This is a genomic window from Cryobacterium algoritolerans, from assembly GCF_004402785.1.
Classification (GTDB): Bacteria; Actinomycetota; Actinomycetes; order Actinomycetales; family Microbacteriaceae; genus Cryobacterium; species Cryobacterium algoritolerans.
Genome location: NZ_SOFP01000063.1, coordinates 1 through 22,865 on the forward strand (window position 1 = coordinate 1; position 22,865 = coordinate 22,865).

A 22,865-nucleotide genomic window follows, 5' to 3' on the forward strand; every position below is an offset into this window, starting at 1 on the left:
CATCGCGACCGGCCCCGCCCGGAGCGCGAGCCCATCGCGACCAGTCCCGCCCGGAGCCCGCGCCCCCTTCCGCAGCCCGCGCCCGCCGGCGCGGGCGCGCCCTGCCATTCAGGTAGCGGCGGCGGAGCATCCGTCCCGGACCGGCTCGACCACCGGGGGTGCGGGGTCTCGACGGGCTCGAACAGCGGAGGGGCCGAGATCGGATCAATGCTAGGTTGGCCCCAATATCAGGCGAGGGAGGCCAATCATGGCGAAGAAGACATACACCTCCGACCAGCAGATCGACCGGCTGAGGGTTTACAACCTCGTCGCGGGGAGCCTGCACCTTCTCCAAGCCATCGGCTTCGCGATCGTGCTCACGATGCTCAGTTCGCAAGTTCTCTTCGCCGTCACAGCCGACTACCTGGCCGGTCCTCCCGGAGTCCCCATACCGCCCGAGCGTGTCACGGTGTTCGAAGTGAACATCGGGATCGGCGTGGTGGCGTTCCTGGCGTTGAGCGCGTTCTTCCATTTCCTCATCTCGAGCCCCTGGTTCTTCGGCCGGTACAAGGGCGGGCTGCTGCAGAGCCGCAACTACTTCCGCTGGACCGAATACTCGCTGAGCTCCTCAATCATGATCTGGCTGATTCTGGCCATCAACGGCGTGACCGACATCGCGGCGCTGTTCGCCGTCTTCGCGGTGAACGCCGCGATGATCCTGTTCGGTGCCCTGCAAGAGAAGTACGAGCAGCCGGGATCCGGCGGAATGCTGCCGTTCATCTTCGGGTCAATGGTGGGCATCGTGCCCTGGATCCTGATTCTGATCTACTTTCTCCGGCCGGGCAGCGCGAACGAGGTTGCGGCGCCCGGTTTCGTCGTCGGCATCGTCATCTCGCTCTTCGTCTTCTTCAACACCTTTGCCATCAACCAGTGGTTGCAGTACAAGCAGGTCGGAAAGTGGAAGAGCTATCTTCAGGGGGAGCGCACGTACATCACGCTGAGCCTGGTCGCCAAGACAGCCCTGGCCTGGCAGGTCTTCTCGGGGGCGATCATTCCCGCGATAACGGGCTGACCGGGCGGGGCTCTGGTCTCGACAGGCTCGACCACCGGCGGCTCGACCAGTGGCGGCTCGACCTCCGGGACGGGAATACTGGGGCGCGCCGCCGGTTGGCATCAGAGTGAGCGAAACCATCAAAGTAGACATCTGGTCCGACGTGCAGTGCCCCTGGTGCTACATCGGAAAGCGCAAATTCGAGGCCGGCGCGGCCCTCTTCGACGGTGACGTCGAGGTCGAATACCACAGCTTCGAATTGGCGCCCGATACCCCAGTCGACTTCGACGGCAGCCCGGTCGACTACCTTAGCCAGCGAAAGGGCCTGCCCGTGGCGCAGGTCGAGGAGATGCTCGAGCGGGTCACCGGGATCGCCGAAAGCGTCGGCCTGCACTACGACTACGACTCCGTGCACCAGACGAACACTGTTATCTCGCACGAGCTGCTCCACTACGCAAAGGCGCACGGGCGCCAGCTCGACATGAAGGAACGACTGCTCAAGGCATATTTCGTCGATGGCCTGCACGTGGGCCGGATCGAAGATCTCGCCGACCTTGCCGCCGAAATCGGCCTCGACCGCGCCGACGTCGTCAGATCGCTCACCGACCACGCCTACCTCGATGATGTCAAGGCCGACGTCGCACAGGCCAACGCGTACGGTATCCAGGGAGTTCCCTTCTTCGTCATCGAGGGGAAGTACGGGATTTCCGGAGCCCAGGACCCTGATACCTTTGCGCAGGCGCTCAGCCAGGCATCCGCTGAAAAATCCAAGGAGAAGAACAAATGACCGAACAGACCACCACGGCCGAGGCGACCACCCCGGCAGCGACACCGGTTCCTACCATCGAACTCCTCGGTGAGGCCGGCGGCGGATGTTGCGGCGGCGGCTCCTGCGGGATCTGAACACTGCGCTCGTCCCACCGCTCGACGCCCCATCATGCGGGCGTCGAGCGGTATCGCCCGAGTCTGGGAGAATTGAACGAAATGACTCCTGAAATTGCGACCAGCCGGGCCGCGCCGCTCTCGATCGGCCCCCTCACGCTTGATGTCCCCGTTGTGCTCGCACCGATGGCCGGCATCACCAACACCGCGTTCCGCAGGCTCTGCCGTGAATTCGGTGCCGGGCTCTACGTCAGCGAGATGATTACCTCCCGCGCGCTCGTCGAACGCACACCGGAATCCATGCGCCTGATCAACCATCACGAGAGCGAAACCACCCGGTCGATCCAGCTCTACGGGGTCGACCCCAAGACCGTGTCCGACGCGGTCACCATGCTTGTCGCCGAAGACCGGGCCGATCACATTGACCTCAACTTTGGCTGTCCGGTGCCCAAGGTCACCCGCAAGGGAGGCGGAGCGGCCCTCCCGTGGAAGCTCGGCCTGTTCCGGCAGATTGTCGAAGCCGCAGTGATCGCGGCCGGCGCCGTCCCGGTCACGGTGAAGATGCGCAAGGGCATCGACTCCGACCACCTCACCTACCTCGAGGCAGGAAAGGCAGCCGAAGGCGCGGGCGTCTCAGCGATCGCGCTCCATGCCCGTACTGCCTCGGAGCACTACTCCGGCGTGGCCGACTGGTCGGCGATCACGACCCTGAAGAACACCATCACGAGCGTGCCGGTGCTCGGCAACGGTGACATCTGGTCCGCCGACGACGCCCTGCGTATGGTTGCGGAGACCGGCTGCGACGGCGTTGTCGTCGGCCGCGGTTGTCTCGGGCGACCGTGGCTGTTCGGCGACCTCGCTGCTGCCTTCCGAGGCCAGTGCGCAGGGGAGGAGATCGCCCTGATCCAGCCGAACCTCGGCCGCGTTGCCGAGACCTTCCGTCGGCATGCCGAGTTGCTCACCGAATTCTTCGACAGTGAAGAGCGCGCCTGCCGCGACATCCGCAAGCACGTCGCCTGGTACTTCAAGGGCTACCCGGTCGGCGGGGACCTGCGGGCGAGCCTCGCCTCGGTCGTGTCGCTGGCACAGTTGGACGATTTGCTCGGCACCCTGGACTGGCAGCAGGAATATCCCGGCGCCGGCGCCGAGGGGCCGCGCGGCCGGGCCGGAAGCCCGAAGAAGACCTCGCTGCCAGAACACTGGCTCGATTCCCGGGAGATCGTCGGCGCGGAGAGGGCAAACCTGACGGAGGGCGAAGGGGACACCAGCGGTGGCTAACGAAACCGGGTACAGCAGCAACGACGAGGAACGTTGGCTGCCGGAGGTGCACGGCTCGCGCCGCAGCGATTTCGCGCGCGACCGCGCCCGGCTCCTGCACTCCAGCGCCCTGCGCCGCCTCGCGGCCAAGACCCAGGTGCTCAGCCCGACCGCGGGCCTCGACTTCGCCCGCAACCGACTCACTCATTCGCTCGAGGTCGCCCAGATCGGACGTGAGCTCGCGCTCCGGTTGGGACTCGATCCCGACATCGTCGACACAGCCTGCCTCGCGCACGACATCGGGCATCCGCCGTTCGGTCACAACGGGGAAAAGGCGCTTAACGGGTGGTCCCTGGACATCGGTGGCTTCGAGGGCAACGCGCAGACCCTGCGGCTTCTTACCCGGCTCGAGCCGAAGGTCTTCGGCGACGACGGCCGCAGCTACGGGCTGAACCTGACGCGGGCCAGCCTCGACGCCAGCTGCAAATACCCGTGGCCGGAGGACTCTTCGGTCGCCGATCCCAGCGGGCGCGCCAAATTTGGTTTCTACCAGGGCGATAGCGCCGCCTTCGAATGGATGCGCGCCGGTGCTGCCGAGCGCCGGCTCTGCATCGAGGCCCAGGTGATGGACCTGTCCGACGACATCGCCTACTCCGTGCATGATTTCGAAGACGCCGTGGTCAACGGGTATTTGGACATCGCCGAACTTGGCGACCGGGCCAGTACCGAACTCGTCTCTTCGATGCACTCCTGGATCGGCGGTGCCGTCTCCCACGCCGAACTGGCGCTCGCCTACGACCGGCTGGGCGCCCTCGATTACTGGTTACATGGCTGGACCGCCGGCCGTCGCGACCAGGGCCGGCTGAAGAACCTCACCAGCCAGCTGATCGGCCGATTCTCCGGCGCAGCGGTGCGTGCCACCCGCCAGGCCTACTCGGGGGAGCAGCTCATCCGATTCGGGGCTCAGGTGGTCGTACCGCGCGAGGTCCAGGCGGAGATCGCGGTGCTCAAGGGCATCGTGGCCGCCTTCGTGATGTCGAAGAACACTCGCCAGCCGATCTACCAGCAGCAGCGGCAGGTGCTCACCCTGCTTGCCGAGCGCCTCAACGCCACCGGCGACGAGCACCTCGACGCCGGGTTCCGCGAGGACTGGCACGCGGCCGCGGACGACGCAGCCCGCAAGCGCGTGGTCGTCGACCAGGTTGCCAGCCTCACCGACCAGTCCGCGCTGGCCTGGTACGAACGTCTTGTGCAGAACTGACAATGGGCAGGACTAGCATTCAGCTATGGCTGGCCTGATTCGACAAAACGACATCGAAGAGGTCAAGGCCCGCACGAACATCGCGGACATTGTCGGCGACTACGTCACTCTGAAGTCCGCCGGAGTCGGCTCGATGAAGGGCCTGTGCCCCTTCCACGACGAGCGCAGCCCGAGCTTCCACGTGCGTCCCCAGGTCGGTTTCTACCACTGCTTCGGCTGCGGCGAAAGCGGCGACGTCTACTCATTCCTGCAGAAGATGGACCACGTCAGTTTCAGCGAGGCCGTCGAACGTCTTGCCGCCCGAGTGGGGATCGAACTGCACTACGAGGGTGGCGGGGATGCACCCGACCACACTAACCGGTCCCGCCTCTACGCGGCCAATCAGGCGGCCGCTGAGTTCTTCGTCGAACGTCTCGGCAGCGCTGGGGCCCTGGTAGGCCGCAACTTCCTTGGGGAACGCGGCTTCGATTCCCAGGCCGCGGCCCTCTTCGGCGTCGGATTCGCTCCCAAGAGCTGGGACGAACTGACCAACCATCTCCGCGGCAGGGGTTACACGACCGAGGAACTGACCCTCGCCGGCCTCGTTTCCAGCCGCGAGGGATCAACCGGGGTGTACGACCGTTTCCGAGGGAGGCTCGTCTGGCCGATCCGCGACATCACGGGGCAGACCATCGGCTTCGGTGCCCGCAAGCTGCTCGACGACGATAAAGGCCCCAAATACCTCAACACGCCAGAGACGCCGATCTACCACAAGGCCCAGGTGCTCTACGGGCTCGACCTCGCCAAACGCGACATCTCGCGCAACCACCAGGTCGTCGTCGTCGAGGGCTACACCGACGTCATGGCCTGCCATCTCGCCGGGGTGACCACCGCCGTCGCCACCTGCGGGACCTCCTTCGGTGTTGACCATATCAAGGTGCTTCGCCGCGTCCTCGGTGACGACAGCGGGGTCGGCGAGGTCGTGTTCACCTTCGACCCGGATGCCGCCGGCCAGAAGGCGGCGGTGCGCGCCTTCAGTGAGGAACAGCGCTTCTCCGCCCAAACATTCGTTGCGGTCGCCCCCGAGGGCCTCGACCCGTGCGACCTGCGCCTTCACCGCGGTGACGACGCGGTGCGTCGACTCGTCGATTCGAAGAAGCCGATGTTTGAGTTCATGATTCGGCAGTTGCTCGGCCAGTACAACCTCGACACCGTGGAAGGGCGGGTCGGGGCGTTGCGCCAGGCCGCTCCGCTCGTCGCCGACATCCGTGACCCTGCCCTCCGTCCCGGCTACACGCACGAGCTGGCGCGCATGCTTGGCATTGAACTGGGCGAGGTCGCCAGGGCCGTCTCGACCTCGTTGTCGCGCGCCCGCTCCGCCGGCGCCGGTAATTCCGCGGGGCAGGGCCGGGACGGCACGCGTCACGACGGCACGGTGGAAACCCAGCGCGAGCAACCGTTCTCGATGACCAACCTGTCGACAGACCCCGTCACCCGGCTGGAACGGGACGGGTTGATGGCCATGCTCCAGCGCCCGGTCCTGGTCGGTGCAGACCTGATCCAGCGCGCCGTCCTGACGAGCTTCGCCCAGCCCTCACTCGCGGTGGTGCGGGACGCAATCGCGGCCAACCTCGAGCACCACGACACCCCCGACTGGCTCGACCGGATCGTGGCCGACGTGCCGCCCCCGCTGGAGAACCTGGTCAAGGAACTGGCCATGGCCCCGCTGCCCGAGCGCAGCGAGCGGGAAATCAGCCGGTATGTTCGCGACATCACGGTCGCCCTCGTGGACAAGGACCTGCTCCGCCAGAAGGCCGAACTGCTCGGCCGGCTGCAGCGGGCGGATGCCGCCAACCGTGAGGTTTACGTTGCGCTCCAACGCGAATTGGTTCGAGTCGAGGCCGAACGGCGCAACCTCCGCGAGGACTAGGCATCCCGGTCCGCCACTGCCTCCCGTGAGGTTCGGCGCTACATTGCAGCTCGGTAAAGATGCTCCTACCTTGCCGGACGAATCGCGCATTCTGTGCTATTTCTTTCCTAACAGCTATGCCGGGTGACGCGCTTGTCGTCGCCCGTGCCTGGATTTTTCAGAGGAAGAGGCTCACGGATATGGCATTCTCATCCACTCCCCGCGCTCGAGGGCTCAGCGCCGCAGCAGTAGTAGCTGTCGCCGCGCTGGCCATGACGGGTTGCTCCGCAGGTGGAACCAGCGGCGGGACGACCGGCGGCGCGATCACGATCGGCACGACCGACAAGATCACCACGCTCGACCCGGCCGGTTCGTACGACAACGGGTCGTTCGCCGTCCAGAACCAGGTCTTCCCGTTCCTGATGAACACCCCGTACGGCAGCCCGGATGTCCAGCCGGACATTGCGACCAAAGCCGAGTTCACCGCACCGACCGAGTACACGGTAACCCTCAAGAAGGGCCTCAAGTTCGCCAACGGCCATGACCTGACCAGCTCGGACGTGAAGTTCAGTTTCGACCGCCAGCTCAAGATCGCCGACAGCAACGGTCCGTCGTCGCTGCTCTACAACCTCGACAGCACCGAGGCGAAGGACCCGACCACGGTGGTGTTCCACCTCAAGGCCGCCGACGACCAGATCTTTCCGCAGATCCTGACCAGCCCCGCCGGCCCGATCGTCGACGAGGAATCCTTCTCGGCCACCGCGATCACGCCGGACAACGACATCGTCAAGGCCAAGGCCTTTGCCGGCCAGTACGTGCTGACCAGCTATGACTTCAACAACCTGCTCTCCTACAAGGCCAACAAGGACTACCAGGGTCTCCTGGGAGCGGCGAAGACCGACGTCGTCAACGTCAAGTACTACTCCGACTCGTCCAATCTGAAGCTCGACGTGCAGGAAGGCAACATCGACGTCGCGTTCCGCAGCCTCTCGGCAACCGACATCGACAACCTGCGCGGCAATAAGAAGGTCAAGGTCGTCGACGGCCCCGGCGGCGAGATCCGCTACATCGTCTTCAACTTCGACGCCCAGCCGTACGGCGCGAAGACGCCGGAGGCCGACCCGGCCAAGGCTCTCGCTGTGCGTGTCGCCGTTGCCGACGTCGTCGACCGCGCGGAGATCGCCAAGCAGGTCTACAAAGGCACCTACACGCCGCTTTACTCCTACGTTCCGGACGGCCTCACCGGCGCCACCGAGTCTCTCAAGGGACTCTACGGAGACGGTTCGGGTAAGCCGGACGTTGCCAAGGCGAAGGCGTCGCTCGCCGCCGCTGGCGTCACGACCCCGATCACGCTCAACCTGCAGTACAACACGGATCACTACGGCCCGGGTTCGAGCGACGAGTACGCGTTGATCAAGGACCAGCTGGACAAATCCGGCCTGTTCACGGTCAACCTGCAGTCGACCGAGTACGTGCAGTATGTGAAGGACCGTACCGCCGACGTCTACCCCGTCTACCAGCTCGGCTGGTTCCCGGACTACTCCGACGCAGACAATTACCTGACGCCGTTCTTCCTCACGGAGAACTTCATCAAGAACCACTACAGCGACCCGGCAGTCAACGACCTGATCCTCAAGCAGGCTGTCACGGTGGACCCGACGGCGCGCACCGCCCTGATCAAGGAGATCCAGGACAAGGTCGCGGCCCAGCTGCCGACCGTGCCGCTGCTCCAGGGCGCCCAGGTGGCAGTCACCGGAACGAACGTGACTGGAACCCAGACGACGTTGGACGCGTCGTTCAAGTTCCGTTACGCGGCACTGGCGAAAGGTTAGTCCGCCAAGCGGCTAGAGTTTTTCTAATTTGAAATCCGGGGGCACCCAGCAGTTCCATCGCTGGGTGCCCCCGACCCTTTCCAATCGTTAGGCAGGCATGACAACTGTGACAGCGCGCCCACCGGCCCAAATGGCCACTCGGCGCAAACGGACTTCCTCGGGCGGGGGGATCGGGCGGTACATCCTTATCCGCTTCACTCTGATTTTTCCCACCATTTTCATCCTCGTGTCGATGGTGTTCTGGCTGATGCGAGCCACCGGCGACCCGATCACGGCCGCCCTCGGCGGCCGCCTCGGGCCGGAGCAGCTCGCCGAGCGCATCCACGCTGCCGGCTACGACCGCCCGATTCTGGTGCAGTACTTCGAATACCTCGGGAACGTCTTCACCGGCAACTTCGGCACCACGATCAGCACCAACAAGCCCGTCACCGAGGTACTACTCACCTACGGCGTCGCCACGGCGGAACTGGTCTTCTACTCGCTCATCGTCGCGTTCATCGTGGGCATCCCGCTCGGCCTCGTTGCCGCGTACTGGCGGGACAAGGCGCCGGACGCGTTCCTGCGGATCTTCGCGATCCTCTGTTACGCCACCCCGGTGTTCTTCTCCGCGCTGCTCTTCAAGCTCGTCTTCTCCGTCTGGCTCAAGGTTCTCCCGGTCGCCGGGCGCGCGTCGACGGGTTCTGAGCTGCAAATGCAGTTCCTGCCAGGAAAGACGGGCATCTACACCATCGACGCCCTCCAGACCGGCAACCCGCAGGTTCTCCTGGATGTGGTGTCGCATGCCGTCCTCCCCGCGCTCGCACTGGGACTGCTCACCGCCGGCGTCTTCCTCCGGCTCGTCCGCACGAACGTCATCGGTACTCTCGGCGCCGACTACGTCGACTCCGGTCGCTCCCGCGGCGTCAGTGAATACCGACTTGTCACCAAGCACGCCTACCGGCCGGCCCTGATCCCGATCATCACGGTGATCGGACTCCAGATCGCGCTGTTGCTCAGCGGTGCGGTCCTGACCGAGACGGTCTTCGAGTGGAAGGGCCTGGGCTTCGAGCTGGCCCAGTTCCTCACCGCCCGCGACTTCGTCGCCGTCCAGGGCATTGTCGCCCTGCTCGCAGTGATCGTCGCGCTGTCCAACTTCGTCGTCGACATCATCGCCGCGCTCATCGACCCGAGGGTGAGGTACTGACATGACCGCCACGTCCATCACGACCGGCTCGCGCAAGCGCAGCCTGTGGAACCACCTGCCCGTCGTGCATCAGTTGCGCCAGAGCGTCGGGCTGCAACGGGGGATGCTCGTCACCGGCCTCGTCATCACGGGTATCTTCGTCCTCACCGCCATCCTCGCGCCACTGGTCTCGCCATTCGGCTACAGCCAGCTCCGAGACGCGAACGGCGCCTTCGGTGCTCAGAAGCCCCCAGGCGGCGCACACCTGCTCGGCACCACCGTCGGCGGCTACGACGTGCTGTCGCGGGTGATCTGGGGTGCCCAGACAGCGCTGATCGTCATCATCATCGCCGTGATCCTTTCTATCTTCGCCGGGGTGATGCTCGGCCTGGTCTCCGGCTACTTCGGCGGCTGGCTCGACCGCGTGTTCGTCGTTGTCTTCGACGCCGTCTACGCATTCCCGTCGCTGCTGCTTGCCATCGTGATGTCGATCGTGATCTCCGGCGGCCGGTCGAACCTGGTCGGCGGCGTCCTCGCCGCGGCCATCTCCATCACCACGGTGTTCATCCCGCAATACTTCCGGGTGATCCGGGCGGAGACGGTGCGGATCAAGGCGGAAGCCTACGTCGAATCGGCACGCGTGCTCGGCGCGAGCAACGCCCGGATCATGTTCCGGCACGTGCTCCGCAACGCCACCCGCACGCTCCCGCTCATCTTCACTCTCAACGCCTCCGAGGCGATCCTGACCCTCGCCGGCCTGGGCTTCCTCGGCTTCGGCATCGAGCCGTCCGCCGCCGCCGAGTGGGGTTACGACCTCAACAAGGCCGTGTCGGATGTCTCCAGCGGCATTTGGTGGACGGCGCTTTTCCCCGGGGTCGCGATCGTTCTCGCGGTGCTCGGCATGACCCTCGTCGGCGAGAGCCTCAACGACCTGGCCGATCCCCGATTGCGCGGCCGTCGATCGGTGGCGAAAGCATCCGGGCTGGTTTCCGAAACATCGGTGGTGCCCGGCGGCACCCTGAAAGACGAATTCGAGGTTCCACTGTGAGCGACGTGTTGACCATCACCGACCTGGGAATCTCCTTTGCCACGGATGCGGGTCCCGTGCGGGCAGTCGACGGCGTCAGCCTTCGGGTTGCCCCCGGCGAGGTCCTGGCCATCGTCGGCGAGAGCGGAAGCGGCAAGACCGTGACGGCCAAGACCATCCTCGGACTCCTCCCGGAGACGGCGACCGCTGCTGGCGTGGTGCTGCTCAGCAGCAAGGACGGCTCGAGCGAGCACGACATCCTCTCCGTTGGCAAGCGTAAATTGCGCCAGGTGCGAGGCACCGACGTGTCGATGGTCTTCCAGGAACCGTCGACCGCGCTCAACCCGGTCTACACGGTCGGCTGGCAGATCGCAGAGGGCATCCGCGCGCACGGGCAGTTCAGTCGCAAGGAGGCGAAGGCCAAGGCCATCGAGATCCTCGGCCGGGTCGGCATCCCCGACCCGGAGACGCGCGTCAACTACTTCCCGCATCAGTTCTCCGGGGGGCAGAAGCAGCGGGTGGTCATCGCCATGGCACTCGTGCTCGACCCCGGCCTGATCGTCGCCGATGAGCCGACCACGGCCCTTGACGTCACCGTGCAGGCTGAGATCCTCGACCTGCTCCGGCGCTGCCGCGACGAGTTCGGCACTGCGATCGTGCTGATCACGCACAACATGGGTGTTGTCGCCGACCTCGCCGACCGGGTCGCTGTGATGTACCAGGGCAAGGTAGTCGAGGAAGCCGACGCGCAAACGCTCTTCTCCTCGCCGCAGAACGACTACACCAAGCGTCTGCTCGCCGCCGTGCCGCACGTGGGCCAGGGAATCGCGCACGCCGCGGTGCGCGCGGAGGCCAGGGAGCCCGCGTGGCTGGAGCTCCCGCCGGTCGTCGTGGCCGACAACCTGACCATCGAATACCCCGGCCGGTTCGGTCGGGCCGGCTTCACCGCCGTGGACGGGGTGAGTTTCGTCATCCGCCCCGGTGAGGTGCTCGGCCTGGTCGGCGAGAGCGGGTCGGGCAAGACAACGACGGGCCGGGCCATCGCCGGCTTGACCCGGGTGACCGGCGGCTCGCTCAGGGTGCTCGGGCATGAAATGCACGGGTTCAGGGAACGCGAGTTCAAGAAGCTCCGCAGCGACATCGGCTTCGTGTTCCAGGACCCGGCTTCGAGTTTCAACCCGTTGCTGACGATCGCCGAATGCGTGGCCGAGCCGTTGGTTGTGCACGGGCGGGCCGAGAACCCGGCCGAGGCCCGCACCCGCGTGAACGAGTTGCTCGAGGCCGTTCAGCTGCCCCGGGCCTACGGCGACCGTTACCCGCACGAACTGAGCGGCGGGCAGCGCCAGCGGGCCAGCCTGGCGAGGGCACTGGCGCTCGAACCGAGCCTGCTCATCGCCGATGAGCCCACTTCGGCCCTCGACGTGTCCGTACAGGCGAGGGTGCTCCAACTGTTCGCCGAGCTGCAGGAGGAATTCGGTTTCGCCGCCCTGTTCATCAGCCACGACCTCGCCGTCGTCGACATCCTCGCGGACCGGATCGCCGTGTTGTACAAGGGCAAACTGGTCGAAGAGGGCACAGGTGCCGAGGTCCTGGGCGCACCGAAGGACCCGTACACCCAACGGCTGCTTGCCTCACTCCCGGTTCCCGATCCGGCAGAGCAGGCCGACCGACGGGAGAAGCTTCGCCGTCTGCGTGCGGCAGGATAGAACGCATGACTCGCGGCGCCAAACCGATTTTTCCGATCTCGACCAGCGATCTCACGGTCGAGTATCCGCCGCACGGAGTGAGCCCGGCCCATGTCGCTGTGCACGGACTCACCCTGCAGATCAAACCGGGAGAGGTGCTCGGTCTGCTCGGGGAGAGCGGTTCGGGCAAGAGCACCCTCGCCAGCGTGTTGTCCGGCGCAGCGTTCGCGCCCGGGCTCGGCAATGCACGGCCGATCATCACCGGGGGAGAGGCCACGGTGCTGGGTTTTCGGATGCGCCAGATCGGCCGCCGCAAGCTCGCCCGCCTCACCTTCGGGGTCGGCCTGCTCGAACAGAACGCGGCCGACACGCTTCCGCCCACGATGACGGTAGCGGAGATCGTGGCGGAGCCCGTACTCGAACGCGACCGTCGCTACAACCGCCGGGCCCTCGACACCCGGGTCGTGACCATGGTCGATGCCGTTCGGCTGCCGCTGGCCGTGCTGCCTCGCTACCCATACGAACTGAGCAACGGCCAACGTCAGCGGGTCGCCCTCGCCCGTGCCCTCGTCTTCGGCCCATCCCTGCTGATCGCGGACGAGCCGACCGCCGGGGTCGACGTGACGGTGCGCGACGCGGTGATCGACGTGATCGGTGAACTGCAGCGCGAGCGCTCATTCTCCGCGCTCGTGATCAGCTCGGACCTCAAGGTGTTGCGCCGGGTGGCGAACCGGATCGGCGTGCTGTACCAGGGCGTGCTCGTCGGGCTCGGAACCATCGACGAGGTGTTCGACGACCCGTGGCATCCGTATGTGGCCGGGCTGGCCGCAGTGCTGACCGGGTCGGACACAGACGACGAACCGAGCAATGATCCGGACGACCTACCGGACGACAGACAGGACGACGAACCGGAGGACAGTGAAGAAGGCGATGACCGTGCCGACGAGTCCTGAGCGTCAGGCCCTGGACGTTCCGGTCGCGCAGCACAACGCCGTGCTCGCAGAGGAGGTGGCGCCGATCCCCGAGGGCATGCGCCCTGCCCGGGGACCGATCGCGATACTGCCGCGCCCGGCCGAGGTGTTCACGGCGGCCGTGCGGGCAGCCCACGGGGAGGTGGCGGAGCTGTCGCCCGCGACGAGAGGGCTGATCTGGCTCTCCTACGCCCAGGCCGACCAGCTCGGGTCCACCCTGGCGGCCAATCCGCAAATCCAGTGGGTGCAGCTGCCCTGGGCCGGCGTTGACGCGTTCAGTAGGATCCTGGCGGAGCAGGCCCGTCCGGACCTGCTCTGGACCAGCGCGAAGGGCGCTTACGCACAGCCAGTGGCCGAACACGCTCTCGCCCTCTCCCTGGCGCTCCTGCGGGTGCTGCCCACGCGCGCCACGGCATCGAGCTGGTCCACCGTGCCCGAGGGGCGCTCGCTGTATGGCCGCACGGTGGTCATCATCGGTGCCGGGGGGATCGCCCTGGAGCTCATCCGATTGCTGGAGCCCTTCGGGACCCGTGTCACGGTTGTGCGCCGCAGTAGCCGACCGGTGCCCGGTGCGGCACTCACGGTGCCGACGTCCGCATTGGCCGAGGTGCTGCCCCAGGCCGACCTGGTCATTGTCGCTGCCGCCTTGACGAAGAACACCCGGCACCTGATCGGGGCGGCGGAGCTCGCCCTGATGCGTCCAGTGGCGAACCTGGTCAACATTGCGAGGGGGCCGCTGGTCGACACGGATGCGCTGGTGGCAGCCCTGGCCGCCGGCACCATCGCCGGCGCGGCCCTGGACGTGACCGATCCAGAGCCGCTGCCCGACGGGCACCCGCTGTGGAGCGAGCCGAGGTGCCTGATCACGCCGCATTCGGCCGACACGCCCGAGATGACGGCGCCACTCCTCGCGGAGCGGATCAGGCTGAATGTGCGCGCCTTCCTTACCGATGGGCGGTTTGTCGGGGTCGTGGATCCCTTCGCCGGCTACTGATTCTCGGTTTCGATTTGGCGCAGGGCCAACTTTTGATAAAGTAGCAACGCTGTTCAAGCATTCCTCGATAGCTCAATTGGCAGAGCAGCCGGCTGTTAACCGGCAGGTTCTTGGTTCGAGTCCAAGTCGGGGAGCGAAAGGCCACCCAGGGCTCCACCCCGGGTGGCCTTTTTTGCACCCGGGGCGCGAAGCCGCCGTACGAAAGGCGAAGTCCATGGATTTTTGGTTGATCGCGAGCATCGTGCTGGCAGTCCTCTCCGCGCTGCTGCTCGTCTTGTGGCTGCGAGCGCTTCGCGTGGCTGTCAACCAGTCCACGGCCGAGCAGCTGCGGATCGACCTCGAGCTGAGCCTCGCGGAGCAGCAGGGCCGGCTCGGTATCATCCGCGAGCTCCAGGACGTCGCGGTGCTCGCCGTGTCCCGGCTGGTCACGGGGGCCGAGGCGGCCAGGTACGCGGCCGAGAGGGACCTGTCCAGCGCAGTTCGCGCCGCCACGGCCCTCGCCGAGGACGGGCGCGGTGCCCTCGCGGACATGCGCCGAGTGCTCACCATCGTGCGTGAGGGCGAATCCATCGCCACAGCCCAGCCGGGGCTCCAATCAGCCACAGACCTCTTCCGGGTCATGCGCGACGCCGGCCTCGTCGTGGGCTTCACGGAGTCGGGCTTGCGGTTTCCGCTCAAGCCGGGCGCGGAGCTGGCCATCTTCCGGATCCTTCAAAGTTCGCTCGCCAATTCGCTAAAGCACGGAGGCTCGGGCACGGAGGTGAAGATCGCCTTCACCTGGACCCAGGATGGCCTGAAGCTGCAGGTCGAAGACGACGGTATCCGCGCCGCCGCCCGGCGTTCGAGCGCCGACGCAGGGGAGTTCGCGGCCCGAACCAGCTACACGATCGATGACGACCTCAAGGCGCTCAGTGAGAGCATCAGCGGTGCAGGGATCACCCAGATGCGGGAGCGGGCCGAGTTGTTCGGTGGTGTCTTCAACGCCGGTACCGTGCCGGGAGTCGGATTCTCGGTGTCCGCGATCTTTCCGTCCCTGCGTTTCCACAACGGCGTGCACGGCGTCAATCTGGGCCGCTGAGCTGGCGTCGCCGCGGACCTTCCCGGGACCTCAGTTCTCGAGGTTGTCGACCCCCGGGACCCAACTGAGGCCTGGGATGCCCCAGCCCCGCTTGCGGGTGACCTTGGTGGCGATCTTCGCGTAGAAATGCTCAAGACGGTCAACATAGAGCGTTCCGTCGAGGTGGTCGTATTCGTGCTGGAAAATCCGGGCCAGCCAGCCCTCCGCGTCGATCTCAAACGGCTGCTGATCTTGGTCGACCGCGCGCAGGATGGCCGACGCGGAACGCAGGAGCGGGAACCGCTCGCCGGGGTAGGACAGGCAGCCCTCCACGTCCTCATCCTCATCGGCCTCGCCGGCCGGGACCGGGGTGATCCACAACTCAGGGTTGATCGCCACACCGCGCCATGACCGGTCGTCGTCGTCGACATAGCTGTAGGTGAAAAGCCGGAGCGGCGCACCGACCTGGGGTGCAGCGAGGCCGACGCCGGGGGCGGCATCCATCGTCTCGTACATGTCCTGCACCAGGACACGCAGATCATCGTCGAAATTCTCGACGGATGCTGCGGGGGAGTGGAGAACGGGATCTCCGGAAATAACAATCGATCGCACGGCCATTCAGCAAGGATATCGGGCTGGTTCTCGATAGGGTCATTGGGTGACCCTCGACCTGACTGACTTGGCTGTGGACCTCACGATCGATCCCCGCCAAGCCATCGGAATCCCGCTCGCCCTGGTCGGCGCGGTTTTTCTCTCCCTTGGGGCGCAGTTCCAGCACCGCGGGGTGACCAAGGTTGAAGCCAGGACCGTGGAGGTCACCGGCGGACTCAACCCCCGCCAGCTCGCCCTCCTGCTTGGGCGGCCCTCCTGGGTATTCGGCACGTTGATGCTCGGCCTGGCCATCCTCTTCCAGTTGTCCAGCCTCAACTTCGCGCCGATCATCGTGGTCCAGCCCCTCGGCGCGGTCGCTCTCGTGATCACGTCCATCCTGAACGCGCGCGTCTCCGGCGTGAAGGTCAATCGGGCATCCAAGGTCGCCATCGGCATGTGTGTGGGCGGGGTCGGCCTGTTCGTCACCGTGGCCGCATTCACCGCCGTTGACAAACCGGTCACGGACACGAACCTCGTCACGATCCTGATCATGCTGGGTCTTGTCCTGCTGGTTTTCGGGAGCCTGTTCGTGTTCCTGCGCACCCGGTTCCAGGCCATCCTCTACATCATCGGCGCCGGCGTTCTCTACGGATTCGTCGCAACCCTCGCGAAGGTGATCATCAACCGCACCCAGAACGGCAACTTCGAGTGGCTGACGCTGACCTGCGTCGCGGGTCTTCTGCTCGGCGCAGCCCTTGGCGCTTACTTCGTTCAGAACGCGTACGCGTCGGGTCCGCCCGACCTGGTGATCGCCGGGCTGACGGTGATCGACCCACTGATAGCCGTCGGCATTGGAATCGTCGTGCTCGGCGAGGTCGCGCAGGCACCGGCATGGGCTGCCGTGGCATTCATTGTGGCCGGCGCCGTCGCGATCTACGGTGTGTTCCTGCTCGCCCGGTACCACCCGCAGGCCGCCGGGTAGCGTCCGTCGTCCCACCTCCCTGCCTCCGGCCGGGTGACGCGCCGTTGCCCAGAATGGCTGTAGACACGACGGTTTAGAATAGGGTGCTAGAAGACCTCGTTGGCGTGCGCGCCGACGAATCCTTGAATTCACGCCGGATGACGACCCCCGGCTCACTTACGTTGGGACAATTCCACTTGTCAGATTCGACCGATTTGCCGAGCGGCGCCACCCGCGTGGCGCCGGCAACGAAGAAGCCGATACGGGTTCTCATCGCCGCAGACACCTTTGCCCCTGACGTCAACGGTGCCGCACGCTTCGCCGAGCGGCTCGCCGCCGGGCTGGTCGCACGCGGCCACGAGGTGCAGATCATGGCACCCGCCCCGTCCCGCAAACACGGTACCTGGACTGAGATCCACGAAGGCCAGCCTATGGTCGTGCACCGCCTGAAGAGCTGGCGCTGGTACCCGCACGACTGGCTGCGCTTCGCCCTGCCGTGGCTGATCCATGCCGAAAGCCGTCGCATCCTCGACACCTTCAAGCCGGATGTCGTTCACTTCCAGTCCCACATCAACGTGGGCCGCGGAGTCACCATCGAAGCCGCCAAGCGTGGGATCCGCATCATCGGCACAAACCACTTCATGCCGGAGAACATGCTCGAGTTCACCCTTCTGCCCAAGTGGCTGCACGAGGGCATGGTCCGGGGGGCCTGGAAGGCTGCGCGCCGCACCTTCGGCCGCGCCGAGGCCGTGACCACGCCGACCGTGCGTGCCGCCGAGTTCCTCGAGCGCTACACCGGACTCGAGGGCGTCCTCGCGATCTCCTGCGGAATCGACGCGCATAACTACGCGCCGAGCTTCGAGCCGCGCACCGAGAACCGAATCCTTTTCGTCGGACGAGTCACGGGAGAGAAGCAAATCGACGTGTTGTTGCACGCCGTCACGCTGCTCTCACCGGGTCTGGACGTCAAGGTCGAGATCGTCGGCGGTGGCGACCAGAAACGCAACCTTGAGCACCTGGCCCAGACACTCGGCATCCGCAACCGGGTGACGTTCACCGGGTATGTGACGGACGAGGAACTCCGCGCCGCTTACACGCGGTCCACGGTTTTCGCCATGCCTTCCATCGCGGAGTTGCAGAGCATCGCCACCATGGAGGCCATGGCGTCCGGGCTCCCCGTGGTCGCCGCGGACGCGATGGCACTGCCTCACCTCGTGCACGACGGCCAGAACGGATACCTTTTCGAGCCGAGCAACGCCGAGGATATGGCCACCAAGCTCACCCAGGTGCTCACCGCCTCTCCCGAAGAACTTGCCGCGCTCAAGCGCGAGTCGCTGAAGCTGATCGGGGCCCACGACATCAACCGCACCCTGAACACCTTCGAGTGCCTGTATCGTGGGGAAGCCGTGGTCAACACGATCACCTCCGAGGCCGCCGCGCACTCCTCGGAGTAACAGCGGTTCCTGGGGCGGTAGCTCAGCTGGTTAGAGCAGCGGACTCATAATCCGTCGGTCCTGGGTTCAAGTCCCAGCCGCCCTACTCGTAAATTGATCTGATCACGGTTTCTTGTCCTCACTGATGGGGCAAAACTTGATACATACATTGCTTATTACTCAGCGACCGCGTTCTATGGGTGCTCGTTGAGGAGGTGCACGACCCGGTTCTAGTGAGTTGGGATGACCTTGAACACCGACGAGTTGTGAATGCTGAACTACTCTCGGGGCTCGGCCTCGAGCCCGTACTCACCACGAGCAAGCTCGCCGAGTATCTCGGCGTGCACGTGCAGGTCATCTATGATCTGTGCACCGACGGCCGCGGCCCCTCCGGCATTCGAGTCGGCCGGGAGATCCGCTACCGCGTGTCCGATGTTGTTCATGGGCTCGACGGTCTCCACGAGCCAGCAGCGTCTTTGAGCGCCCAACGGGACGACCGATGATGGCCGGACGACCACGACTGCCGATCAATACGTTCGGCTCGATCACGACGACGAAGGTCGGTCCGGGAAGGTTTCGGGCGACGACTGTCTTTCGCGACTGGGACGGGCAGACGCGGCAAGTCGGCGCTACCCGGTCCAGCAGCAACGCCGCGCAGGCAGCTCTCAAGGTTGACCTGGCTGAGCGGATGCGCGCCGGTGGCGTGGGCGACTCGCTGAACGCGAGTTCACCATTTCCCCTACTCGCGGCGGCTTGGCTGGAGGACGTGATGCTCGACGTCGACCGCACCCAAGGGACCAAGGACACCTACCAGCGCTCGCGCCGAGTTCTCGTGCTTCCGTTCTTGCACAACTTCACGGTTCGCGAGGTGACCGTGGGCCGCATCGAGAAGTTCCTGAAGGTACAGCGCGAGAAGTCGTTCACGCGAGCGAAGCACTCCAAGACGATCCTCAACATGATTATGGCGTTCGCGGTTCGGCGCGAGATTATTTCGCGCAACCCGGTGAAGGAGACTTCGCGGATGAAAACGCCTCCACACACCCCGAAGGCGCTTACTCCGGACAGATCGCCGCAATCCGCCTCACGGCCCGCGAATGGCCTTCGGGGGAGGGCACGCCCGGACCGAAATCAGACGGGCAGGTGCGCGACATCATCGAGGTGATGCTCGGCACAGCGACGCGCATTGGCGAGGCACTCGCAATTCGGCAGTGCGATGTAGACCTGGCCGCGGATCCGCCGCGGGTGAGCATCACCGGAACGCTCGTCGTGCACAACGGCGCCAGCGTGTTTCGTCAGGAGCATCCCAAGACGCACGAGTCGAACCGCGTCATTGCTCTGCCCCTGTTCGCGGTCGATGTGATCCGCGGACGCTTGGAGCTCATCGACCCGGACGACGACGAGCATCTGCTGTTCTTCACACGGAACGGCACGCCGCTCACGCCGCATAACGTCAGTGGCGAGTAGCGCTTGAAGGCATGCCAGGGCAAGGTTGAGGTCCGGCCGTTCCAGTAACCCAGGTCAAGCAGGCGATCACCCGGGTAGACCACGAGGAGTGGGACCGGGTGGTCGCGGGGCTGGCGAGGCGTTTCGGTGACCTCGACGTCGCCGAAGAGGCCGCGGCCGAGGCATTCGCGACTGCCCTCGAGCGGTGGCCGGTAGAGGGCATTCCCGCCAACCCTGGCGCCTGGCTGACCACCACCGCCAAATGAAAAGCTATCGATCGCATCCGGCGCGAGAACATACGCGACGACAAGCAGAAGGAGACTCAGATGTTGTCCGACAAGGGCCCGCCCGACCCGGTCGGCGCTATCGACGACGACCAACCCCGGTTGATGTTCACCTGCTGTCACCCGGCCCGCGCGACGGGAAGCCGGGTGGCTCTCACGCTGCGCATGGTTGGGGGTCTGACCGTGCCCGAGATCGCCCGCGCCTTCCTGGTACAGGAGGCCACAATGGCGCAACGGATCACCCGCGCGAAGGCCAAGATCAAGGCGGCTCGCATCCCCTTGTGTGTGATCAACTTTTTGTAGGCCGTTTCGGCGCTGGAATCCTGCCAAGTTAGCGGCCGGTTTCCTGCCAAAAGAGCGCTAAGAATCAGGCCAGCAAATCCAGTCCACGACGGTGGATTCGGGTCTGCACGAGGTTAAGATCACCCGGTGGCCGAGGCCCTCTCCAAAGCGATGGAGACATGGGCCCGCCACCCCTCCCCGATAGGTTCGAAGCCCAGCGGGACGACCTTGTCCAGCAGTGTCGCCGCCCAGAGATGCGGGTCCTCGGTGAGCCGCGCGGTGACGTAGTCGATGAACGCGTCGAACAGGTCCGGGTCGGCGCGGTGACGCACTCCGGGGGTGCGCTGGCCGGCGAGATAGGCGCGGATTGTCTTGCGGTCGTGTGGGTGCGGCGGGCGATCTGACTGATCGTCATCCCCTGCCGTTTGAGCGCGTGGATGTCCACGTCGTCCTCCTTTGAAAGCATAGGTGCAGGGCCTTTCTCGTGCTGGTGTGTGGTCGAAGACCATCAGCATCGAGGAACGCCCGCTTCTATGTGCGGAAGCGACCCGGAGTGGGGAATTTCAGTGAGCAGAACTGAGGAATTTCAGTGAGCGCCGTCACCTACACTTGGGTCGTCACGGACCACCAAAGGCCTGGCTGCATGACGATCGAGAGCGTGACTGGGCCGCTGCCCACCACTCTGCAGTTCACCCCGACCGGTGATGAGGCGCAGACCCGGGTGGAGTTCACGGTCACCGGCCGTCCTACCGGGTTCATGCGGCTGCTGCAGCCGATGATGGACCGCAGCACGCAGCGCAATCTGGACCGCAACTTCGAGCGCCTCGGCCGGCTGCTGGAAACCGGCAGCGTCTCCAACTCGGCCAGCTGAAAATCTCTACAGCACTGGGGTATAAGGCTTTCGCTCCGCCCTAACGGTGAGCGGTTCGGGTACCCGTGCTCGGGTGAGCTCTCAGCAGAGCGAGGGTGCGCCCACGTCGTGATGGCGGCTGTCCCCTCTTGCTTCTTGCTATTCGAGCAACTTACCGGCCTGGGTGACATCTTCCATGAGTGCCGTGATCTCGGCTCGCACCGGCGGGATCTGCTCGTGCGCGATCGACCCATCGGCTGACCACACCAAGTTCACCTGCAGAGCGGGGTCCATGTCAGGGTAATCACTGCGGTTGTGAGCACCGCGGCTTTCCCGACGCTCCAGAGCGCAGGCGAGGGTTGCTCGCGCGGCCATGAGGGAGGCGCGCAGGTCGAAGGCATGCCCGAGGCCGGAGAATCCCGCGACATCCGGATGCACGCCGATTCGGCTCTGGCGCTCGTCGAGGACGTCCAGCTGGCGCAGCCCTTCCAGGAGCCCCGTCTCGTCGCGAACCACGCCGCCGAAGTCCGTCATGGTGTTTCGGATGTCGCGCTGCAACGCCCGGACATTCTCCTGTCCGTCCGAGGCGAGAGTGTCCGTCACCTCCCGCTCGGCCGCGTCGACCGCGTCCTGTGATCGTTTCTGGGAGATGATCCCGGCGCTGTACTCGGCCGCAGCCTGACCAACAATCCGGCCGAAGACGAGCAGTTCAATGAGAGAGTTGCCACCGAGCCGATTCGCCCCGTGCAGCCCGCTGGATGCCTCGCCGATAGCGTACATCCCGACGACATCGGTGGAGTGGTCATCCGGTCGCACCCACACGCCGCCCATAGAGTAGTGCGCGGTCGGGGCGATCTCAATGGCAGTGGTGGTGACGTCCAGTACCTGCAATTCGAGCATGGTTTGGTAGACGCGGGGCAGGCGCGTCATGATCGTCTCGCGGGGCAGATGGGAAATGTCGAGCAGCACGCCGCCCTTCGGGGTGCCGCGCCCCTCCTTGATCTCCGTGTACGCGGCAAGAGCGACCCTGTCACGGGTGGACAATTCCATGCGCTCGGGGTCATAGTTGGCCATGAACCGCTCGCCGAGTGCATTCCGCAGAACCCCGCCCTCGCCTCTGGCCGCCTCGCTGATCAGGGTGCCTGCTGCATTCTCTGGTTCGAGGATGCCACTCGGGTGGAATTGGACCAGCTCGGCGTCGCGCAGCCGACCGCCGGCATCTACTGCCAACTTGAAGGAGTCGCCCGTGTTCTCGTCGCGGCGGCTGGATGTGCGACGCCAGATGCGGTTGTGTCCGCCAGCGGCAATGATGACTGCGTCGGCGATGATCGTCACCCGGCTGCCGTCGCGCAGGTCGAAGCCATAGGCGCCGAACACCACGTTGTCACGCACCAGGATGCGGGTGATGTACACCGAATCCAGGATGGGGACCTCGAGCTGGGCGGCCCGGGCGATTAGGGTACGCTGAATCTCGAGACCCGTATAGTCTCCCGCGAAAGCGGTGCGTCGATACTTATGGGCGCCGAAGTAACGCTGGCTGATCCGCCCGTCACTCTCGCGCGCGAACGGCATGCCCCATCGCACGAGGTCCTGGATGCCGCGGCCAGCGTTCATTGTCACAATCTCAGCCGTGTCTGGATTGGCGAGAAAGTAGCTCTCCTGGATGGTGTCTGCTGCGTGCTGCTGCCAGCTGTCTTCGGAATCCATCGTGGCCAGGGCCGCGTTGATTCCCCCGGCCGCCAGCGACGTGTGTGCGTCGTTCTTGGGGCGCTTACCGACAGCAAGTACGTCAACTCCGCGCTCGGACAGCTCGATCGCGGCCCGCAGGCCCGAACCTCCAGTGCCGATGACGAGCACGGAGGTAGAAATGCGGCGACCAGTGACGGTGTGCTCTGGCATGAGAAGGCCTTCCCGGCGCAATAATACGTAGCCACACCGAACGCGGCTCCCTGCGCGACGGTACCTCGTGTTGCTG

23 protein-coding genes and 2 tRNA genes are annotated in these 22,865 nt (G+C 65.4%); 22 read left to right on the forward strand and 3 right to left on the reverse strand.

Annotation, left to right across the window (positions count from 1 at the left end; genetic code table 11):
• Positions 1–247 precede the first annotated feature (247 nt).
• From heR to E3O19_RS13320, 13 genes are all read left to right on the forward strand, one after another.
• Complete coding sequence (heR, locus tag E3O19_RS13260) at positions 248–1,051, forward strand: heliorhodopsin HeR (protein WP_134568333.1); 804 nt, start codon at positions 248–250, stop codon at positions 1,049–1,051.
• A 106-nt stretch (positions 1,052–1,157) separates the two neighbouring features.
• A complete protein-coding gene (locus E3O19_RS13265; protein WP_134568335.1) occupies positions 1,158–1,817 on the forward strand; it encodes a DsbA family oxidoreductase in 660 nt (219 codons plus the stop codon).
• Between the two features lie 197 nt (positions 1,818–2,014).
• Entirely contained in the window at positions 2,015–3,190 is a 1,176-nt protein-coding gene (gene dusB / locus E3O19_RS13270; RefSeq protein ID WP_134568337.1) for a tRNA dihydrouridine synthase DusB, read from the forward strand.
• A complete protein-coding gene (locus tag E3O19_RS13275; protein ID WP_134568339.1) occupies positions 3,183–4,430 on the forward strand; it encodes a deoxyguanosinetriphosphate triphosphohydrolase in 1,248 nt (415 codons plus the stop codon). The genes dusB and E3O19_RS13275 overlap by 8 nt, the downstream gene beginning before the upstream one ends.
• A gap of 25 nt (positions 4,431–4,455) precedes the next feature.
• Positions 4,456–6,339: a DNA primase gene (dnaG, locus tag E3O19_RS13280; protein WP_134568341.1), complete on the forward strand. Its 1,884-nt coding sequence runs from the start codon at positions 4,456–4,458 to the stop codon at positions 6,337–6,339.
• Between the two features lie 179 nt (positions 6,340–6,518).
• Positions 6,519–8,150, forward strand: coding sequence for an ABC transporter substrate-binding protein (locus tag E3O19_RS13285; RefSeq protein ID WP_134568343.1), 1,632 nt, complete (start codon positions 6,519–6,521; stop codon positions 8,148–8,150).
• A 97-nt stretch (positions 8,151–8,247) separates the two neighbouring features.
• The gene (locus E3O19_RS13290) at positions 8,248–9,333 is read left to right on the forward strand and encodes an ABC transporter permease (protein ID WP_134568345.1); all 1,086 of its coding nucleotides are present in this window, start codon (positions 8,248–8,250) and stop codon (positions 9,331–9,333) included.
• A 1-nt stretch (position 9,334) separates the two neighbouring features.
• Positions 9,335–10,360, forward strand: a complete 1,026-nt coding sequence (locus E3O19_RS13295) for an ABC transporter permease (RefSeq protein WP_134568347.1) — start codon at positions 9,335–9,337, stop codon at positions 10,358–10,360.
• On the forward strand, positions 10,357–12,045 hold the full coding sequence (locus tag E3O19_RS13300) for an ABC transporter ATP-binding protein (RefSeq protein ID WP_134568349.1): 1,689 nt from the start codon (positions 10,357–10,359) through the stop codon (positions 12,043–12,045). The genes E3O19_RS13295 and E3O19_RS13300 overlap by 4 nt, the downstream gene beginning before the upstream one ends.
• A 5-nt stretch (positions 12,046–12,050) precedes the next feature.
• On the forward strand, positions 12,051–12,977 hold the full coding sequence (locus tag E3O19_RS13305; RefSeq protein WP_134568351.1) for an ATP-binding cassette domain-containing protein: 927 nt from the start codon (positions 12,051–12,053) through the stop codon (positions 12,975–12,977).
• Entirely contained in the window at positions 12,955–13,989 is a 1,035-nt protein-coding gene (locus tag E3O19_RS13310) for a D-isomer specific 2-hydroxyacid dehydrogenase family protein (RefSeq protein WP_134568353.1), read from the forward strand. Before E3O19_RS13305 ends, E3O19_RS13310 begins: the two co-directional genes overlap by 23 nt.
• A 61-nt stretch (positions 13,990–14,050) precedes the next feature.
• Positions 14,051–14,123: transfer RNA gene (locus tag E3O19_RS13315), tRNA-Asn, on the forward strand.
• 80 nt (positions 14,124–14,203) lie between these two features.
• Positions 14,204–15,067: a sensor histidine kinase gene (locus tag E3O19_RS13320; RefSeq protein WP_134568355.1), complete on the forward strand. Its 864-nt coding sequence runs from the start codon at positions 14,204–14,206 to the stop codon at positions 15,065–15,067.
• Between the two features lie 30 nt (positions 15,068–15,097).
• Here the strand turns inward: E3O19_RS13320 and def are convergent, their stop codons facing one another.
• Positions 15,098–15,664 carry a peptide deformylase gene (gene def / locus E3O19_RS13325; RefSeq protein WP_134568357.1) on the reverse strand — a complete coding sequence of 189 codons (567 nt, stop codon included), beginning with the start codon at positions 15,662–15,664 and terminating at the stop codon, positions 15,098–15,100.
• 40 nt (positions 15,665–15,704) lie between these two features.
• On the opposite strand from def, the gene E3O19_RS13330 reads away from it, so the two are divergent.
• The 8 genes from E3O19_RS13330 (at position 15,705) to E3O19_RS18445 (ending at position 20,061) form a co-directional block, all read left to right on the forward strand.
• Positions 15,705–16,619 carry a DMT family transporter gene (locus E3O19_RS13330; RefSeq protein WP_134568358.1) on the forward strand — a complete coding sequence of 305 codons (915 nt, stop codon included), beginning with the start codon at positions 15,705–15,707 and terminating at the stop codon, positions 16,617–16,619.
• A gap of 176 nt (positions 16,620–16,795) precedes the next feature.
• Complete coding sequence (locus E3O19_RS13335; RefSeq protein WP_241981371.1) at positions 16,796–18,052, forward strand: glycosyltransferase; 1,257 nt, start codon at positions 16,796–16,798, stop codon at positions 18,050–18,052.
• Between the two features lie 11 nt (positions 18,053–18,063).
• Positions 18,064–18,137, forward strand: a tRNA-Ile gene (locus E3O19_RS13340).
• A 160-nt stretch (positions 18,138–18,297) separates the two neighbouring features.
• Complete coding sequence (locus tag E3O19_RS13345; RefSeq protein ID WP_134568360.1) at positions 18,298–18,534, forward strand: helix-turn-helix domain-containing protein; 237 nt, start codon at positions 18,298–18,300, stop codon at positions 18,532–18,534.
• Positions 18,531–19,193 (forward strand): hypothetical protein, encoded by a 663-nt coding sequence (locus E3O19_RS13350; protein ID WP_134568362.1) that lies wholly within the window; start codon positions 18,531–18,533, stop codon positions 19,191–19,193. The genes E3O19_RS13345 and E3O19_RS13350 overlap by 4 nt, the downstream gene beginning before the upstream one ends.
• Positions 19,172–19,495, forward strand: coding sequence for a site-specific integrase (locus E3O19_RS13355; protein ID WP_134568364.1), 324 nt, complete (start codon positions 19,172–19,174; stop codon positions 19,493–19,495). Before E3O19_RS13350 ends, E3O19_RS13355 begins: the two co-directional genes overlap by 22 nt.
• Before the next feature lie 98 nt (positions 19,496–19,593).
• Positions 19,594–19,740: a hypothetical protein gene (locus E3O19_RS18440; protein WP_241981372.1), complete on the forward strand. Its 147-nt coding sequence runs from the start codon at positions 19,594–19,596 to the stop codon at positions 19,738–19,740.
• A 60-nt stretch (positions 19,741–19,800) separates the two neighbouring features.
• On the forward strand, positions 19,801–20,061 hold the full coding sequence (locus tag E3O19_RS18445; protein ID WP_241981373.1) for a sigma factor-like helix-turn-helix DNA-binding protein: 261 nt from the start codon (positions 19,801–19,803) through the stop codon (positions 20,059–20,061).
• Positions 20,062–20,180: 119 nt separating this feature from the next.
• Here E3O19_RS18445 and E3O19_RS13365 read toward each other — a convergent pair whose 3' ends face one another.
• A complete protein-coding gene (locus tag E3O19_RS13365) occupies positions 20,181–20,555 on the reverse strand; it encodes a hypothetical protein (RefSeq protein WP_241981374.1) in 375 nt (124 codons plus the stop codon).
• A gap of 74 nt (positions 20,556–20,629) precedes the next feature.
• Between E3O19_RS13365 and E3O19_RS13370 the strand changes: the two genes are divergently transcribed.
• Positions 20,630–20,911 (forward strand): SRPBCC family protein, encoded by a 282-nt coding sequence (locus E3O19_RS13370; RefSeq protein ID WP_134568365.1) that lies wholly within the window; start codon positions 20,630–20,632, stop codon positions 20,909–20,911.
• A gap of 138 nt (positions 20,912–21,049) precedes the next feature.
• On the opposite strand, the gene E3O19_RS13375 is transcribed toward E3O19_RS13370, so the two are convergent.
• Positions 21,050–22,789 carry an FAD-binding protein gene (locus tag E3O19_RS13375; protein ID WP_241981375.1) on the reverse strand — a complete coding sequence of 580 codons (1,740 nt, stop codon included), beginning with the start codon at positions 22,787–22,789 and terminating at the stop codon, positions 21,050–21,052.
• Positions 22,790–22,865 lie beyond the last annotated feature (76 nt).